The following is a 15686-nucleotide window of genomic DNA, read 5'->3' as shown; positions in this document are numbered from 1 at the left end:
TTCTTTGCTTGGAAGGATTGAAAGTGATAGGATATGAATATCTTTAAAAAACCTGCTCATTGCGAGGAGGACATTGTGAAAAGTGTCAAAGATTTTTTTCATAAACACAATCTTGCGTTAAAAGGGGCGACAATCATTGTAGGCGTTTCCGGCGGTCCGGATTCAATAGCTCTTCTTCACGCGTTGCATACGTTATGCGGACGTTCAGCAAATATCATTGCGGCTCATGTCGACCATCGGTTCAGGGGCCCGGAATCCGAGGAGGACATGCGTTTTGTCCAAGCTTATTGCAAGGCTGAACAGCTCGCGTGCGAAACGGCTCAGATTCATGTAACTGCATATGCGCAGGAAAAAGGTCTCAATAAGCAGGCTGCCGCACGTGATTGCCGCTACCAGTTCTTTGAGGACGTCATGTCGAAGCATCAAGCGGACTATCTGGCGCTTGCGCATCATGGTGATGACCAGGTTGAAACGATGCTTATGAGACTGGCTAAGGGCACACTTGGAGCGGGACTTGCAGGAATTCAGCCCGTCAGACGTTTTGGGACGGGACGGATCATTAGGCCGTTCTTACCCATTACAAAGGAAGAGATCCTTCACTACTGCCATCAAAACGGCTTGAGCTACCGGACGGATGAAAGCAACGCCAAAGATGATTACACAAGAAACAGATTTAGAAAAACAGTGCTCCCATTTCTGAAACAGGAGTCGCCGGATGTGCATAAAAGGTTTCAGAAAGTAAGTGAAGCACTGACGGAAGATGAGCATTTCTTACAGTCATTAACGAAAGAAGAAATGAATAAAGTAATCACAAGCCAGTCTAATACATCAGTTGAAATCAATTCCTCTCAATTGCTTGCCCTCCCGATGCCTTTACAAAGAAGAGGAGTTCAACTAATATTAAACTATCTTTATGAAAACGTTCCATCCTCCTTTTCAGCTCATCACATTCAGCAGTTTCTCGAATGGGCGGAAAAGGGCGGTCCTTCAGGAGTATTGAACTTTCCGAAAGGGCTGAAGGTGGTCAAATCATATCAGACATGTTTGTTTACATTTGAACAATGGCAGTGCAAAAATGTTCCCTTTGAATACCAAATAAGCGGAGCTGCTGATGAAACGGCAATGCTCCCCAATGGATTTCTAATAGAGGCAAAGCGATATGCGGAATCGCCTGAAGAACATGGGAATGCTGTTTTTATTACAAGTGAAAAAATGGTGAGTTTTCCCTTGACGATTCGGACAAGAAAAGCTGGAGACCGGATCAAACTAAAAGGGATGAACGGCTCGAAAAAGGTAAAGGATATATTTATTGATAAGAAATTGCCTCTCAGGGAAAGAGACAACTGGCCGATTGTGACAGACGCAAGCGGTGAAATTATCTGGATACCGGGCTTGAAAAAATCAATTTTTGAAGATCTTGTGATTCCAAATAGCAACCGCATTGTATTACAATATAGACAGCATGAAAAGTGTAGGGGGCAAGCAAAATCATGATGAAACATGATATCGAGAAAGTACTGATCTCTGAGGAAGAGATACAAGAGAAAGTAAAAGAGTTAGGCGCAGAACTAACAAGCGAGTATCAAGATACATTTCCGTTGGCAATCGGCGTGTTAAAAGGAGCGCTTCCTTTTATGGCGGATCTTATCAAACATATTGATACATATTTGGAAATGGATTTCATGGATGTATCAAGCTACGGAAACTCCACGGTTTCTTCTGGAGAAGTAAAAATCATCAAAGATTTGGATACATCTGTAGAGGGCCGGGACATCTTAATTATTGAAGATATCATCGACAGTGGGTTAACCTTAAGTTATCTAGTAGAGCTCTTCCGATACCGTAAAGCAAAATCAATTAAGATTGTTACCCTTTTGGATAAACCGAGCGGAAGAAAAGCGGACATTAAAGCAGACTTTGTAGGCTTTGAAGTTCCTGACGCGTTTGTAGTGGGTTACGGACTTGATTATGCTGAGCGCTATCGCAATCTGCCTTATATCGGAGTGTTAAAACCGGCAGTTTATGAAAGCTGATCGGCAGCCTGCTTCCGAGATGGTTATTGTTTGTATTGGAATGATTTTCTATGGTACTATTGAACATAGTTGTGCTTACTGTGGGAGGAGGTAAGGAATGAATCGGGTCTTCCGTAATACCATTTTTTATTTACTTATTTTATTAGTAGTAATCGGGGTTGTGAGCTACTTCCAGACCTCAAATCCGAAAACAGAAAATATGTCGTACAGTACGTTTGTCAAAAACCTGGATGACGGGAAAGTTGATAGCGTTTCGGTTCAGCCTGTCAGAGGTGTTTATGAAGTAAAAGGGCAGCTGAAAAACTACGACAAAGATCAATACTTCTTGACTCATGTTCCTGAAGGTAAGGGAGCAGACCAGATATTTAATGCTTTGAAAAAGACAGACGTAAAGGTTGAGCCCGCTCAAGAAACAAGCGGATGGGTGACGTTCCTGACGACCATTATCCCGTTTGTCATTATCTTTATTCTGTTTTTCTTCCTGCTCAATCAGGCCCAAGGCGGCGGCAGCCGTGTCATGAATTTTGGGAAGAGCAAGGCGAAGTTGTATACAGAGGAAAAGAAACGCGTCAAATTTAAAGACGTTGCAGGGGCTGACGAAGAAAAACAAGAACTCGTTGAAGTTGTTGACTTTCTGAAAGATCCCCGCAAGTTTGCCGAACTTGGTGCAAGAATACCAAAAGGCGTGCTGTTAGTCGGACCTCCGGGTACCGGTAAAACATTGCTTGCCAAAGCTTGTGCGGGTGAAGCTGGCGTACCTTTCTTCAGCATCAGCGGATCTGATTTCGTTGAAATGTTTGTAGGTGTCGGTGCTTCCCGTGTGCGTGACTTGTTTGAAAATGCGAAAAAGAATGCGCCTTGTTTGATTTTTATTGATGAAATTGACGCAGTCGGACGCCAGCGTGGAGCGGGTCTCGGCGGCGGACACGATGAACGTGAACAGACGCTAAACCAATTGCTTGTTGAAATGGACGGATTCAGCGCCAATGAAGGAATTATCATCATTGCTGCGACGAACCGTGCGGACATCTTGGACCCAGCCTTACTTCGTCCGGGACGTTTTGACCGTCAAATCACAGTGGACCGCCCAGATGTCATTGGCCGTGAAGCTGTATTGAAAGTCCATGCGAGAAATAAACCGCTGGACGAAACGGTTAACTTGAAATCAATCGCCATGAGAACACCTGGCTTCTCAGGCGCTGACTTAGAAAATCTCTTGAATGAAGCTGCTCTTGTGGCAGCTCGTCAAAACAAGAAAAAAATCGATGCGCGTGATATTGACGAAGCGACGGACCGTGTCATTGCCGGACCTGCTAAGAAAAGCCGCGTCATCTCCAAAAAAGAACGCAATATTGTGGCTTATCACGAAGGCGGACACACCGTGATCGGACTCGTTTTAGATGAGGCTGATATGGTTCATAAAGTAACGATTGTTCCTCGGGGTCAGGCTGGCGGTTATGCTGTTATGCTTCCGAGAGAAGACCGTTACTTCCAGACAAAGCCGGAGCTGCTTGATAAAATTGTCGGCCTCTTGGGCGGACGTGTCGCTGAAGAAATCATCTTCGGTGAAGTCAGCACTGGGGCGCACAATGACTTCCAGCGTGCGACGAGTATTGCAAGACGAATGGTTACAGAATTCGGTATGTCAGAAAAACTGGGTCCGTTGCAATTTGGACAGTCTCAGGGCGGCCAAGTATTTTTAGGTCGTGATTTCAACAACGAACAAAACTACAGTGATCAAATCGCTTACGAAATTGACCAGGAAATTCAGCGTATCATTAAAGAATGTTATGAGCGCGCGAAACAAATCCTGACTGAAAATCGTGACAAGCTTGAATTGATTGCTCAAACGCTTCTGAAAGTTGAAACACTGGATGCTGAACAAATCAAACACCTTGTCGATCATGGATCGTTACCTGAACGCAATTTCTCTGATGAAGAGAAGAACGATGACGTGAAAGTAAACATTCTGACAAAAACAGAAGAAAAGAAAGACGATACAACAGAGTAATTCGCTTTCTTTCTAAAAACTGCCGGCTGACGCTGGCAGTTTTTTTATGTAAATCATCAGTTAGGTCGCGGCTTTTACAATCATCCAGTTCTGGTATCGTTTTGTTTACAAATAAGCCGCTGATCGTGTATGGTATTGTAGAATGTTTGTAAAAAGTAAAGTAGAGAAACTATTCAAAAGTGGTGATAGAGGTTGTTACTGGTTATCGATGTGGGGAACACCAATACTGTACTTGGTGTATATCATGATGGGAAATTAGAATATCACTGGCGTATAGAGACAAGCAGGCATAAAACAGAAGATGAGTTTGGAATGATTTTACGCTCTTTATTTGAGCATTCCGGGCTTATGTTTGAACAGATAGATGGCATTATTATTTCATCTGTTGTGCCGCCAATTATGTTTGCGTTAGAAAGAATGTGCACAAAATACTTTCATATCGAGCCGCAAATTGTCGGACCGGGTATGAAAACAGGTTTGAATATAAAATATGACAATCCGAAAGAAGTGGGAGCAGACAGAATCGTAAATGCAGTTGCTGCGATACACCTATACGGCAACCCGTTAATTGTCGTTGATTTTGGAACTGCCACAACGTATTGCTATATTGATGAAAACAAACAATACATGGGCGGAGCAATTGCTCCTGGGATTACGATTTCAACAGAGGCGCTTTATTCGCGTGCGGCAAAGCTTCCTCGTATCGAAATCACCCGGCCTGACAATATTATTGGAAAAAACACGGTTAGCGCGATGCAATCTGGAATTTTATTTGGCTATGTCGGTCAAGTAGAAGGAATTGTAAAGCGAATGAAATGGCAGGCAAAACAGGAACCAAAGGTCATTGCGACCGGAGGCCTTGCGTCGCTCATTGCAAATGAATCAGATTGCATAGATATCGTAGATCCATTCTTGACTTTAAAAGGGCTGGAATTGATTTATGAACGAAACCGCGTAGGAAGTGTATAGGAGGTTTTGGAATGGATTATTTAATAAAAGCACTTGCGTATGACGGAAAAGTGCGCGCTTATGCAGCGAGAACAACTGATATGGTAAACGAAGGACAAAGACGACATGGCACGTGGCCGACAGCATCCGCTGCACTGGGCCGTACAATGACAGCTTCGCTTATGCTCGGCGCTATGCTGAAGGGCGATGATAAGCTGACAGTGAAAATCGAGGGCGGAGGCCCGATCGGTGCTATTGTAGCTGATGCTAACGCAAAAGGAGAAGTCAGAGCATACGTCTCTAACCCGCAAGTTCATTTTGATTTAAATGAACAAGGCAAGCTGGATGTCAGACGTGCGGTTGGAACAAGCGGAACGTTAAGTGTCGTAAAAGATTTAGGATTGCGCGAGTTCTTCACAGGACAAACAGAAATTGTTTCCGGAGAATTGGGAGATGATTTCACCTACTATCTTGTGTCATCTGAGCAGGTTCCTTCATCTGTGGGCGTCGGTGTGCTCGTGAATCCTGATAATACCATTCTTGCGGCGGGCGGCTTTATTATTCAGCTTATGCCGGGAACAGATGATGAAACCATCACAAAAATTGAAGAACGTCTATCCCAAGTAGAGCCGATTTCAAAGCTCATCCAAAAAGGACTGACACCAGAAGAAATTTTAGAAGAAGTTCTAGGCGAGAAGCCTGAGATTTTGGAAACGATGCCTGTTAAATTTCATTGTTCTTGTTCAAAAGAACGTTTTGAAACAGCCATTTTAGGGCTAGGCAAAAAAGAAATACAAGATATGATAGAAGAAGATGGACAAGCCGAAGCAGTATGCCATTTTTGTAATGAAAAGTACTTATTTACAAAAGAAGAGCTGGAAGGGCTTCGTGACCAAACTACCCGCTAAGCTCTATAGCGGGTTTTTTACATTTCAATAAAGGAGCTGAAAGCAGGTTTGAAATCAAGAACAATGTGGACCGTTATTTTAGGGGCGCTGCTGGTTTGCTGTATTGCCGTTGCATATACGCTGACGAAATCCCAAGCCGGCGCATCGCCATCCGGGGAGTCTATTGCGACTGTCGGAAGCAAAAGCGTGACGAGACAAGAGTGGCTGAAAGAAATGGAAGATCAATATGGAAAGTCGACACTTGAAGATATGATCAATGCCCGAGTCGTTGAGCAGCTCGCCAAAAAGAACAATCTCAAAGTGTCTAAAAACGAAATTGATCGTGAGTTTTTGTTGATTAAGGCGGTTAACAATTCCTTTTACGAAGACGAACGTACAACAGAAAAAGAGTGGAAAGACCAAATTCGTTATAATATTCTCCTTGAGGAACTGTTAACAAAGGATATTGATATTTCAAATAAAGAAATGAAAACATTCTATAATAAAAATAAAGAGCTGTATCAGTTTGATGATTCATATCGAATTCGTCACATTGTGGTAAAAGATGAAGAAGAAGCGAGAGAAGTCCTGAAAGAGCTGAAAGGCGGCTCAAGCTTTGAAGCTGTAGCGGCAGAAAGGTCTGCAGACAGATACACATCACCATACGGCGGAGATTTAGGCTTTGTCACAGAAGCATCAGACAACATTCCGTCAGCATATATTGAAGAAGCAAAAACACTCAAAGAGGATGAATGGTCTGACGAACCGATTAAGGTAAGTAATGGATACGCCGTTATTCAGCTGAAAGAAAAACTAAAGGCGAGAACATTCTCATATGATGAAGTGAAGGATCAGATCAGACGGCAAATCGCAATGGATCAGTTAGGTGATAAAGCGACAGTCAAAACGCTTTGGAAAGAAGCCGATGTATCTTGGTTTTATGGGGAAAAAAGTACTAAGTGATTGACAAAAAATTTTGAAATTGATAGATTATATACATAATACCAATACAAATAGTCGGAAATTGAGGTGTCGAAAATGGTACGTGTAGCAAACTCCATTACTGAATTAATAGGGAATACGCCAATTGTTAAATTAAATCGCCTTGCAGATGAGAACAGCGCAGATGTATATCTGAAGCTTGAATACATGAACCCTGGAAGCAGCGTAAAAGACCGTATCGGATTAGCCATGATTGAAGCCGCTGAAAAAGAAGGGAAGTTAAAAGCTGGTGACACAATCATTGAACCGACAAGCGGAAATACCGGAATCGGGCTTGCGATGGTTGCTGCTGCTAAAGGATTAAAAGCCATATTGGTTATGCCTGATACAATGAGCATGGAGCGCCGCAACCTTCTTCGCGCATATGGTGCTGAGCTTGTGTTGACTCCGGGCGCGGAAGGAATGAAAGGTGCCATTAAGAAAGCCGAAGAGCTTGCTGAAAAGCACGGATACTTTGTGCCGCAACAGTTTAATAACCCTTCTAATCCAGAAATTCACCGCCAAACAACGGGTAAAGAAATCGTTGAGCAATTTGGCGATGACCAGCTTGATGCATTTGTAGCCGGTATTGGCACAGGCGGAACAATTACAGGAGCGGGCGAGGTTCTGAAGGAAGCATACCCTTCCATCAAAATTTACGCTGTTGAACCGTCAGACTCTCCTGTTCTTTCAGGAGGAAAACCAGGCCCCCACAAAATTCAGGGAATCGGAGCTGGATTTGTGCCGGACATCTTAAACACAGAAGTATACGATGAAATCTTCCCTGTAAAGAATGAAGAGGCATTCGAATATGCACGCAGAGCTGCACGTGAAGAAGGAATTCTCGGAGGCATCTCATCAGGCGCGGCAATTTATGCTGCTCTTCAAGTAGCGAAAAAGCTTGGGAAAGGCAAAAAAGTATTGGCCGTCATTCCAAGTAACGGCGAACGTTATCTGAGCACGCCGCTGTATCAATTTGATTAAAAAGCCAAACTCCCGGCCCGCCGGGAGTTTTTTTGTATTTCTGCATCAAATATGCCGTATCTGTTTCGAATGATATTCTTGGAAGAGAAATTCACTTTTTTCACAAACAAGATTGCTTTACAATGAAAATCAAGCAAAAAAGAAAATAGAGGAATGATATAAATGGCACAACGCAGACCGGCAGGCAAAAAAGTACTTTTTCCAAAAGACTCATTCTTACAACAATTTGAGAAACTTGCGCAAACCAAAAAACATCATGTACTGCTTGAAAGCGCGAGAGGCGGCAGATACAGTATAGCCGGTCTTGATCCAATTGCGACTGTAAAAGGGAAAGACGGGATGACGACTATTAAGCATGGTGATGAGATACTGTTTAAAGAAGGTGACCCATTACGCGCCTTCCACAGCTGGTTTAAAACGCTGGAAACAGAAACAAATCACGAGCTTCCGGATTTTCAAGGCGGGGCAATCGGTTTCCTCAGCTATGATTACGCACGTTACATTGAAAATTTTAAAATACTTTCACTAGATGATTTGGAAACGCCAGATATTTATTTTCTTGTATTTGATGATATAGCAGTTTATGACCATCAAGAAGAGTCTCTGTGGCTGATTACTCATGTTAATGATTCTGATCACGCATCCGCAGACGCGAAGTTATCTGGGCTGGAACAGATGTGGCTGACTGAGCTTCCGGCTATTCCTTCGCGAGAGATAAAGCATGAAACGGACGGTTCCTTCGCGGCGCCATTTACTGAGGATGGATTCTCGCAGGCTGTAGAGAAAATCAAACAATACATCGCCAGCGGAGATGTGTTTCAGGTTAATCTATCAGTAAGGCAGTCACAGTCACTCTCTGCCCACCCATATCAAGTTTACAAAACCCTGAGAGAAGTAAATCCTTCTCCTTATATGGCCTATTTAGAGACACCTGATTTCCAGATCATTTGCGGATCGCCTGAACTTCTTGTCAGCAAAAAGGGGAAACGATTAGAGACGAGACCGATTGCAGGCACCCGTTCAAGAGGGAAAAACGATGAAGAAGATAAGGCGCTCGCAAACGAATTGATCCACAATGAAAAAGAACGCGCTGAACATGTCATGTTGGTTGATCTTGAGCGAAATGATTTAGGGAGAGTATCAAGGTACGGGTCTGTGAACGTGAACGAATTTATGGCCATCGAAAAATACTCGCATGTGATGCACATCGTATCTAACGTTCAAGGGGAACTGCAGGATGGGTACGATGCTGTTGATATTATTCATGCTGTATTTCCCGGAGGAACCATTACAGGTGCTCCCAAAGTAAGAACGATGGAAATTATAGAAGAACTTGAGCCGACACGCCGCGGGCTTTATACTGGATCTATAGGGTGGTTTGGATATAACAACGATCTTCATTTTAATATCGTCATCCGAACCATTTATGCAACCGGAGGGCAGACATTCATGCAGTCCGGCGCAGGAGTTGTGATTGATTCTGTTCCAAAGCACGAATACAGGGAATCATTCAAAAAAGCTTTTGCGATGCAAAAGGCGTTAGAGCTGAGCAAAGAAGAGACCAAAAATGAGATGAGGAGAGCTGAGACATGATTTTAATGATTGATAACTACGATTCATTCACGTACAACTTGGTGCAGTATTTAGGTGAGCTTGGGGAAGAACTGATTGTGAAACGAAATGATGACATCACGATCGAAGAAATTGAAGAACTGTCTCCGGATTTTCTGATGATTTCGCCGGGACCATGCAGCCCCGACGAGGCAGGGATCAGCCTAGAAGCAATTAAACATTTTGCAGGAAGAATCCCCATTTTCGGTGTTTGTCTCGGACATCAGTCCATCGCACAAGTGTTTGGCGGTGACGTGGTGAGAGCAGAGCGGCTTATGCACGGAAAAACCTCGAATATCGAGCATGACGGCAAGACAATCTTTGAAGGTTTGAAAAATCCCCTTGTTGCGACTCGTTATCACTCGCTAATCGTAAAACCTGAGACACTGCCAAGCTGTTTCACAGTAACAGCACAAACGAAAGAAGGAGAAATCATGGCCATTCGCCACAACGACCTCCCGATTGAGGGCGTGCAATTTCACCCGGAATCCATTATGACCTCATTTGGGAAAGAAATGCTTAGAAATTTCATTGAGACATACCGCAAGGAAGTTATTGCGTGATGATATATGTTAACGGCCGGTATATAGAGGAGAAAGATGCAGTTCTTTCTCCTTTTGACCATGGTTTTTTATATGGGATCGGTGTTTTCGAAACCTTCAGGCTCTACGAAGGGTGTCCGTTTTTACTTGATTGGCATATAGAAAGGCTTGAGCGTGCGCTCTTAGATCTGCAAATCGAATATACTGTTTCAAAGCATGAGGTTCTTGAGATGCTGGACAAACTGCTTTGGCTGAATGATATCAGGGATGGCGATGCCCGCGTCAGATTGAACATATCAGCCGGCATCAGCGATAAAGGCTTTGTTGCCCAGACTTACGATAGCCCCACTGTTTTATGCATTGTGAACCAGCTGAACCCAGAAAGCCTTCCTATGCAAAAAGAAGGTAAGGTTTTATCAATAAGGAGAAACACACCAGAGGGCCCGTTTCGATTAAAATCTCATCATTACTTAAATAATATGTATGCGAAAAGGGAAATCGGAAATGATCCGCGTATAGAAGGGATTTTCTTGACGGACGATGGGGCTGTTGCAGAAGGCATCATATCAAATGTGTTCTGGAGAAAAGGCAGCTGCATTTACACTCCGTCGATTGATACAGGTATTCTGGACGGCGTCACGAGACGTTTTGTCATTGAAAATGCAAAGAAATTAGGACTGGAGCTCAAAACGGGCCGATACGCGCTGGAAGCTCTTTTGACAGCTGATGAAGCGTGGATGACAAACTCGGTTCTGGAAATCATCCCATTTACTAAAATAGAAAATGCAAACTATGCGGGCCAAAGCGGAGAAGCGTTCTCTGCACTTCAAATGCTTTACAAAAAAGAAATAAAGAACATGATTCATGAAAAGAGGGGAAGAGAATGGCGCAGCAAACAATAGACCAAACACAAGTAATCCACACCAAGCCCAGCGCTTTATCATATAACGAGAAGACACTGGTGATGGGGATTTTAAACGTAACGCCTGACTCTTTCTCCGACGGCGGAAAATATGACAGCTTGGACAAGGCGTTGCTGCATGCGAAAGAGATGATCGATGACGGTGTCCATATCATTGACATCGGAGGAGAATCCACAAGACCCGGCGCCGAGTATGTGTCAGAGGATGAGGAAATGTCCAGAGTGATTCCTGTGATTGAGCGTATCACAAAAGAACTGGGCGTGCCGATTTCTGTAGATACGTACAAGGCTTCTGTCGCAGATGAAGCTGTTAAAGCCGGCGCATCCATCATCAATGATATTTGGGGAGCGAAACATGACCCAAAGATGGCGTCTGTTGCAGCTGAACACAACGTTCCTATTGTTCTTATGCATAACCGTCCAGAGAGAAATTACAATGACTTATTGCCGGATATGTTATCGGACTTATTGGAAAGTGTGAAAATCGCTGTTGAGGCCGGTGTGGAGGAGAAGAACATTATTCTTGATCCCGGAATCGGTTTCGCGAAAACCTATCACGATAATTTGGCAGTGATGAACAAACTTGAGATTTTCAGCGGACTGGGGTATCCGGTTCTTTTGGCAACCTCCCGAAAAAGATTCATCGGACGTGTGTTGGATCTTCCGCCTGAGGAGCGGGCTGAGGGCACAGGTGCAACTGTGTGTCTCGGGATTCAAAAAGGCTGCGACATCGTCAGGGTCCATGATGTAAAACAAATTGCCAGAATGGCGAAAATGATGGACGCAATGCTGAATAAGGGAGGGAAGCACCATGGATAAAGTCTATGTAGAAGGAATGGAGTTTTACGGATATCACGGTGTGTTCAAAGAGGAAAACAAGCTTGGTCAGCGGTTTAAAGTTGATCTAACCGCTGAGCTGGATTTAAGCAAAGCCGGACAAACAGACGACCTTGAGGAAACGATCAACTACGCTGAGCTCTATCACGTATGTAAAGATATCGTAGAAGGGGAACCTGTGAAATTGGTGGAAACACTGGCGGAACGTATTGCTGAATCTGTCCTTAACAAATTTAAGCCAGTAAAGCAATGTACTGTGAAAGTCATTAAGCCCGATCCGCCAATTCCCGGACACTATAAATCAGTAGCGATTGAAATCACGAGAAAAAAATCATGAACAATATAGCTTATATTGCGCTTGGGTCGAACATTGGAGATAAAGAAACGTATTTAAGGCGAGCGGTGACATTGCTGCATCAACATGATGAGGTGACAGTTACTAAAGTATCCTCTATTTACGAAACTGATCCAGTCGGATACGAAGACCAAGCTGAATTCTTGAATATGGCTGTTGAAATCACGACATCGATGAACCCTTTTGAACTTCTAGAACTGACACAGCATATAGAATATGAGTTAGGCAGAACAAGGGAAGTAAGATGGGGACCGCGGACGGCAGACCTTGACATTTTGCTGTTTAATCGTGAAAATATTGAAACAGAGCAACTAATTGTTCCACATCCGAGAATGTATGAGCGTTTGTTTGTCCTTGTGCCGCTCGCGGAGATTTCCCAGCAGGTTGAAAAAGAGGCAATAAGCGCGGAAACAGACCAAGAAGGTGTAAGAGTATGGAAGCAGATATCTGGGGTAGACGAATTCGTGCATTCAGAAAGCTGAAAGGTTATACTCAAGAAGGATTTGCAAAAGCATTAGGTATATCAGTTTCTATTCTCGGCGAAATTGAACGCGGAAACCGATTGCCGTCAGCTGACATCATTCAAGGTGCAGCAGATGTTTTAAATATAAGCGTGGACGAATTAGCGCCTTCAGAAAAAGATAACAAATGATGAAGGGAGGTCAAATATGTTTAAAATCGGAGATATTCAATTGAAAAACCGGGTTGTCCTTGCCCCGATGGCTGGTGTCTGCAACTCGGCATTCAGGTTGACTGTAAAGGAATTCGGTGCTGGATTGGTATGCGCTGAAATGGTCAGTGACAAAGCGATCCTTTACAACAATGCAAGAACCATGGGTATGCTTTACATTGATGAACGCGAAAAACCGCTCAGCCTTCAAATTTTTGGAGGAAAAAAGGAAACCCTTGTGGAAGCGGCGAAATTTGTAGACCAAAACACAACTGCTGATATTATTGATATTAATATGGGATGCCCTGTACCGAAGATTACAAAATGTGACGCGGGAGCGAAATGGCTTCTCGATCCTGATAAGATTCACGAAATGGTTTCTGCAGTAGTGGATGCCGTTGATAAACCAGTTACAGTAAAAATGAGAATGGGCTGGGATGAAGACCACATTTTCGCAGTGAAAAACGCACAGGCTGTAGAACGTGCCGGCGGAAAAGCAGTTGCGCTCCACGGCCGTACAAGAGTCCAGATGTACGAAGGAACCGCAAACTGGGACATCATTAAAGAAGTAAAACAATCAGTATCAATTCCGGTTATCGGAAACGGCGATGTGAAGACGCCGCAGGATGCTAAGCGTATGCTCGATGAAACAGGAGTAGACGGTGTCATGATTGGACGCGCTGCATTGGGCAATCCGTGGATGATTTACCGTACGGTTCAGTACCTTGAAACAGGTGAATTGAAAGAAGAGCCGCAAGTACGCGAAAAGATGGCTGTATGCAAACTGCACCTTGACCGCCTGATTGACTTAAAAGGTGAAAACGTAGCGGTAAGAGAAATGAGAAAGCACGCTGCATGGTATCTGAAAGGCGTAAGAGGCAATGCGAATGTTCGTAATGACATCAATCATTGCGAGACAAGAGAAGAGGTTGTGCAGCTTTTAGATGCATTTACTGTTGAAGTTGAGGCAAAAGAGCTTCAAAACGCAAAAGTAGGATAATACTCACCTCTATTTGCTGCTCACTGCCAGTTTTATGCTGGCAGTTTTTCTGCTTTTTTCATGAAACAATATCTGTAATGGAGTGATAACAATGAGTCAAGAAGAGCAAAACCATGAAGAATTGAATGACCAGCTGCAAGTCAGACGCGATAAAATGAACCAGATGAGAGATAACGGCATTGATCCGTTCGGCGCACGTTTTGAAAGAACTCATCAATCTCAGGAAGTTATTTCAGCATATCAAGAACTAACCAAAGAAGAGTTAGAAGAAAAAGCGATTGAAGTCACAATCGCAGGCCGCATGATGACAAAACGAGGTAAAGGAAAAGCCGGTTTTGCCCATCTTCAGGACTTAGAAGGCCAAATTCAAATCTATGTACGAAAAGACAGTGTCGGTGACGACCAATACGAAATCTTCAAGTCTTCTGACCTCGGGGATCTTATCGGTGTAACCGGAAAAGTCTTCAAAACAAATGTAGGCGAATTGTCTGTTAAAGCAACTTCTTTTGAGTTGCTGACAAAAGCGCTTCGTCCGCTTCCTGACAAATACCATGGTTTAAAAGACGTTGAGCAGCGCTACCGTCAGCGCTATCTGGATCTTATCGTAAATCCAGACAGCAAACATACGTTCATCGCACGAAGCAAGATCATTCAAGCTATGAGAAGATACCTTGATGATCACGGATACTTAGAAGTAGAAACACCGACAATGCACAGCATTCCTGGGGGCGCTTCTGCACGCCCGTTTATCACCCATCACAATGCATTGGATATTCCGCTCTACATGCGTATTGCAATTGAACTGCACCTAAAACGTCTGATTGTCGGCGGATTAGAAAAAGTTTATGAAATCGGCCGTGTTTTCCGTAATGAAGGTGTCTCTACACGCCACAACCCTGAGTTCACGATGATTGAGTTATATGAAGCTTATGCGGACTATAAAGATATCATGAGTTTAACTGAAAACCTCGTTGCTCATATTGCCCAAGAAGTGCTTGGCACGACTACGATCCAATACGGCGAAGAACAAATCGACCTAAAACCTGAATGGAAAAGAATCCATATGGTTGACGCAGTCAAAGAAGCGACTGGTGTTGATTTCTGGGAAGAGGTTACTGTTCAACAAGCGCGTGAATACGCAAAAGAACATGGTGTAGAGATAAAAGATTCTATGACAGTAGGCCATATCATCAACGAATTCTTCGAACAAAAAATCGAAGAAGCGCTGATTCAGCCAACGTTTATTTACGGACATCCTGTAGAAATCTCTCCTCTAGCCAAGAAAAATCCAGAGGACCCGCGTTTTACAGACCGTTTTGAATTGTTTATTGTTGGCCGTGAACATGCAAATGCGTTTACAGAGCTGAATGATCCTATTGATCAAAGAGAACGTTTTGAAGAGCAATTAAAAGAACGTGAAGCTGGTAACGATGAAGCTCATTTAATGGATGAAGACTTTGTTGAAGCTTTAGAATACGGCATGCCGCCAACAGGAGGCTTAGGAATTGGTATCGACCGTCTGGTTATGCTGCTGACGAATGCACCTTCTATTCGCGATGTGCTGTTATTCCCGCAAATGAGACAGCGCTAATAAAAAAGAGCGGCATCCTTCAAGTGGAAGGATGCCGCTCTTTTTAAATTCTTAAGTATTTCTTCAAAAAAACTATTGCACTATTATTTACAAGGTGGTATATTATTATTCGTTGCCGCTAAACAAGGCAATGACGAAAAAAAGAAATTCAAAAAAGTTATTGACTTCACTGATTCAGTGAGTTACAATAATAAAGTCGCTTAAACGAAGTCGACAAACAAAATGATCTTTGAAAACTAAACAAGACAAAACGTACCTGTTAATTCAATTTTTATAAATCGCACAGTGATGTGCGTAGTCAGGGGCCTGCGCAA

The 15686-nt window shown here is 43.4% G+C and carries 16 protein-coding genes; all 16 read left to right on the top strand.

The window, feature by feature from the left end:
* Positions 1 to 75 precede the first annotated feature (75 nt).
* Positions 76 to 1494 carry a tRNA lysidine(34) synthetase TilS gene (gene tilS, locus SC79_RS19120; RefSeq protein WP_039076433.1) on the top strand — a complete coding sequence of 473 codons (1419 nt, stop codon included), beginning with the start codon at positions 76 to 78 and terminating at the stop codon, positions 1492 to 1494.
* Positions 1491 to 2033 (top strand): hypoxanthine phosphoribosyltransferase, encoded by a 543-nt coding sequence (hpt, locus tag SC79_RS19115; protein WP_019713025.1) that lies wholly within the window; start codon positions 1491 to 1493, stop codon positions 2031 to 2033. Before tilS ends, hpt begins: the two co-directional genes overlap by 4 nt.
* Positions 2034 to 2130: 97 nt before the next feature.
* Positions 2131 to 4044, top strand: a complete 1914-nt coding sequence (gene ftsH / locus SC79_RS19110; RefSeq protein WP_039076432.1) for an ATP-dependent zinc metalloprotease FtsH — start codon at positions 2131 to 2133, stop codon at positions 4042 to 4044.
* 192 nt (positions 4045 to 4236) lie between these two features.
* Positions 4237 to 5013: a type III pantothenate kinase gene (locus SC79_RS19105; protein ID WP_039076431.1), complete on the top strand. Its 777-nt coding sequence runs from the start codon at positions 4237 to 4239 to the stop codon at positions 5011 to 5013.
* Between the two features lie 11 nt (positions 5014 to 5024).
* On the top strand, positions 5025 to 5900 hold the full coding sequence (hslO, locus tag SC79_RS19100) for a redox-regulated molecular chaperone HslO (protein WP_039076430.1): 876 nt from the start codon (positions 5025 to 5027) through the stop codon (positions 5898 to 5900).
* Between the two features lie 48 nt (positions 5901 to 5948).
* Positions 5949 to 6842: a peptidyl-prolyl cis-trans isomerase gene (locus SC79_RS19095; protein WP_039076429.1), complete on the top strand. Its 894-nt coding sequence runs from the start codon at positions 5949 to 5951 to the stop codon at positions 6840 to 6842.
* A 75-nt stretch (positions 6843 to 6917) separates the two neighbouring features.
* Positions 6918 to 7844, top strand: a complete 927-nt coding sequence (gene cysK, locus SC79_RS19090) for a cysteine synthase A (protein ID WP_039076428.1) — start codon at positions 6918 to 6920, stop codon at positions 7842 to 7844.
* A gap of 162 nt (positions 7845 to 8006) precedes the next feature.
* On the top strand, positions 8007 to 9437 hold the full coding sequence (locus SC79_RS19085) for an anthranilate synthase component I family protein (RefSeq protein WP_039076427.1): 1431 nt from the start codon (positions 8007 to 8009) through the stop codon (positions 9435 to 9437).
* Positions 9434 to 10018: an aminodeoxychorismate/anthranilate synthase component II gene (gene pabA / locus SC79_RS19080; RefSeq protein ID WP_039076426.1), complete on the top strand. Its 585-nt coding sequence runs from the start codon at positions 9434 to 9436 to the stop codon at positions 10016 to 10018. Before SC79_RS19085 ends, pabA begins: the two co-directional genes overlap by 4 nt.
* Complete coding sequence (gene pabC, locus SC79_RS19075; protein WP_039076425.1) at positions 10018 to 10899, top strand: aminodeoxychorismate lyase; 882 nt, start codon at positions 10018 to 10020, stop codon at positions 10897 to 10899. Before pabA ends, pabC begins: the two co-directional genes overlap by 1 nt.
* On the top strand, positions 10881 to 11738 hold the full coding sequence (folP, locus tag SC79_RS19070) for a dihydropteroate synthase (protein WP_039076424.1): 858 nt from the start codon (positions 10881 to 10883) through the stop codon (positions 11736 to 11738). Before pabC ends, folP begins: the two co-directional genes overlap by 19 nt.
* Positions 11731 to 12093, top strand: a complete 363-nt coding sequence (folB, locus tag SC79_RS19065; RefSeq protein ID WP_039076423.1) for a dihydroneopterin aldolase — start codon at positions 11731 to 11733, stop codon at positions 12091 to 12093. The genes folP and folB overlap by 8 nt, the downstream gene beginning before the upstream one ends.
* On the top strand, positions 12090 to 12593 hold the full coding sequence (folK, locus tag SC79_RS19060) for a 2-amino-4-hydroxy-6-hydroxymethyldihydropteridine diphosphokinase (RefSeq protein ID WP_039076422.1): 504 nt from the start codon (positions 12090 to 12092) through the stop codon (positions 12591 to 12593). Before folB ends, folK begins: the two co-directional genes overlap by 4 nt.
* Positions 12545 to 12763 carry a helix-turn-helix domain-containing protein gene (locus SC79_RS19055; protein WP_039076421.1) on the top strand — a complete coding sequence of 73 codons (219 nt, stop codon included), beginning with the start codon at positions 12545 to 12547 and terminating at the stop codon, positions 12761 to 12763. Before folK ends, SC79_RS19055 begins: the two co-directional genes overlap by 49 nt.
* Before the next feature lie 16 nt (positions 12764 to 12779).
* Positions 12780 to 13781, top strand: coding sequence for a tRNA dihydrouridine synthase DusB (gene dusB, locus SC79_RS19050; protein ID WP_039076420.1), 1002 nt, complete (start codon positions 12780 to 12782; stop codon positions 13779 to 13781).
* A 91-nt stretch (positions 13782 to 13872) separates the two neighbouring features.
* Positions 13873 to 15372, top strand: coding sequence for a lysine--tRNA ligase (gene lysS / locus SC79_RS19045; RefSeq protein WP_039076419.1), 1500 nt, complete (start codon positions 13873 to 13875; stop codon positions 15370 to 15372).
* Positions 15373 to 15686: the final 314 nt, after the last annotated feature.

Origin of the sequence: Bacillus sp. MSP13 (assembly GCF_000815295.1) — a bacterium.
Taxonomy (GTDB): Bacteria; Bacillota; Bacilli; order Bacillales; family Bacillaceae; genus Bacillus; species Bacillus vallismortis.
The sequence above is the reverse complement of the archived record's forward strand: the minus strand, read 5'-3'. Positions and strand labels throughout refer to the sequence as shown.

What these genes read in the sequence shown, in the direction of transcription:
- hpt (WP_019713025.1), top strand. Translation starts at nt 1,491, where the DNA reads ATGATGAAACATGATATCGAGAAAGTACTGATCTCTGAGGAAGAGATA.
- ftsH (WP_039076432.1), top strand. Translation starts at nt 2,131, where the DNA reads ATGAATCGGGTCTTCCGTAATACCATTTTTTATTTACTTATTTTATTA.
- hslO (WP_039076430.1), top strand. Translation starts at nt 5,025, where the DNA reads ATGGATTATTTAATAAAAGCACTTGCGTATGACGGAAAAGTGCGCGCT.
- cysK (WP_039076428.1), top strand. Translation starts at nt 6,918, where the DNA reads ATGGTACGTGTAGCAAACTCCATTACTGAATTAATAGGGAATACGCCA.
- SC79_RS19085 (WP_039076427.1), top strand. Translation starts at nt 8,007, where the DNA reads ATGGCACAACGCAGACCGGCAGGCAAAAAAGTACTTTTTCCAAAAGAC.
- pabA (WP_039076426.1), top strand. Translation starts at nt 9,434, where the DNA reads ATGATTTTAATGATTGATAACTACGATTCATTCACGTACAACTTGGTG.
- pabC (WP_039076425.1), top strand. Translation starts at nt 10,018, where the DNA reads ATGATATATGTTAACGGCCGGTATATAGAGGAGAAAGATGCAGTTCTT.
- folP (WP_039076424.1), top strand. Translation starts at nt 10,881, where the DNA reads ATGGCGCAGCAAACAATAGACCAAACACAAGTAATCCACACCAAGCCC.
- folB (WP_039076423.1), top strand. Translation starts at nt 11,731, where the DNA reads ATGGATAAAGTCTATGTAGAAGGAATGGAGTTTTACGGATATCACGGT.
- folK (WP_039076422.1), top strand. Translation starts at nt 12,090, where the DNA reads ATGAACAATATAGCTTATATTGCGCTTGGGTCGAACATTGGAGATAAA.
- SC79_RS19055 (WP_039076421.1), top strand. Translation starts at nt 12,545, where the DNA reads ATGGAAGCAGATATCTGGGGTAGACGAATTCGTGCATTCAGAAAGCTG.
- dusB (WP_039076420.1), top strand. Translation starts at nt 12,780, where the DNA reads ATGTTTAAAATCGGAGATATTCAATTGAAAAACCGGGTTGTCCTTGCC.
- lysS (WP_039076419.1), top strand. Translation starts at nt 13,873, where the DNA reads ATGAGTCAAGAAGAGCAAAACCATGAAGAATTGAATGACCAGCTGCAA.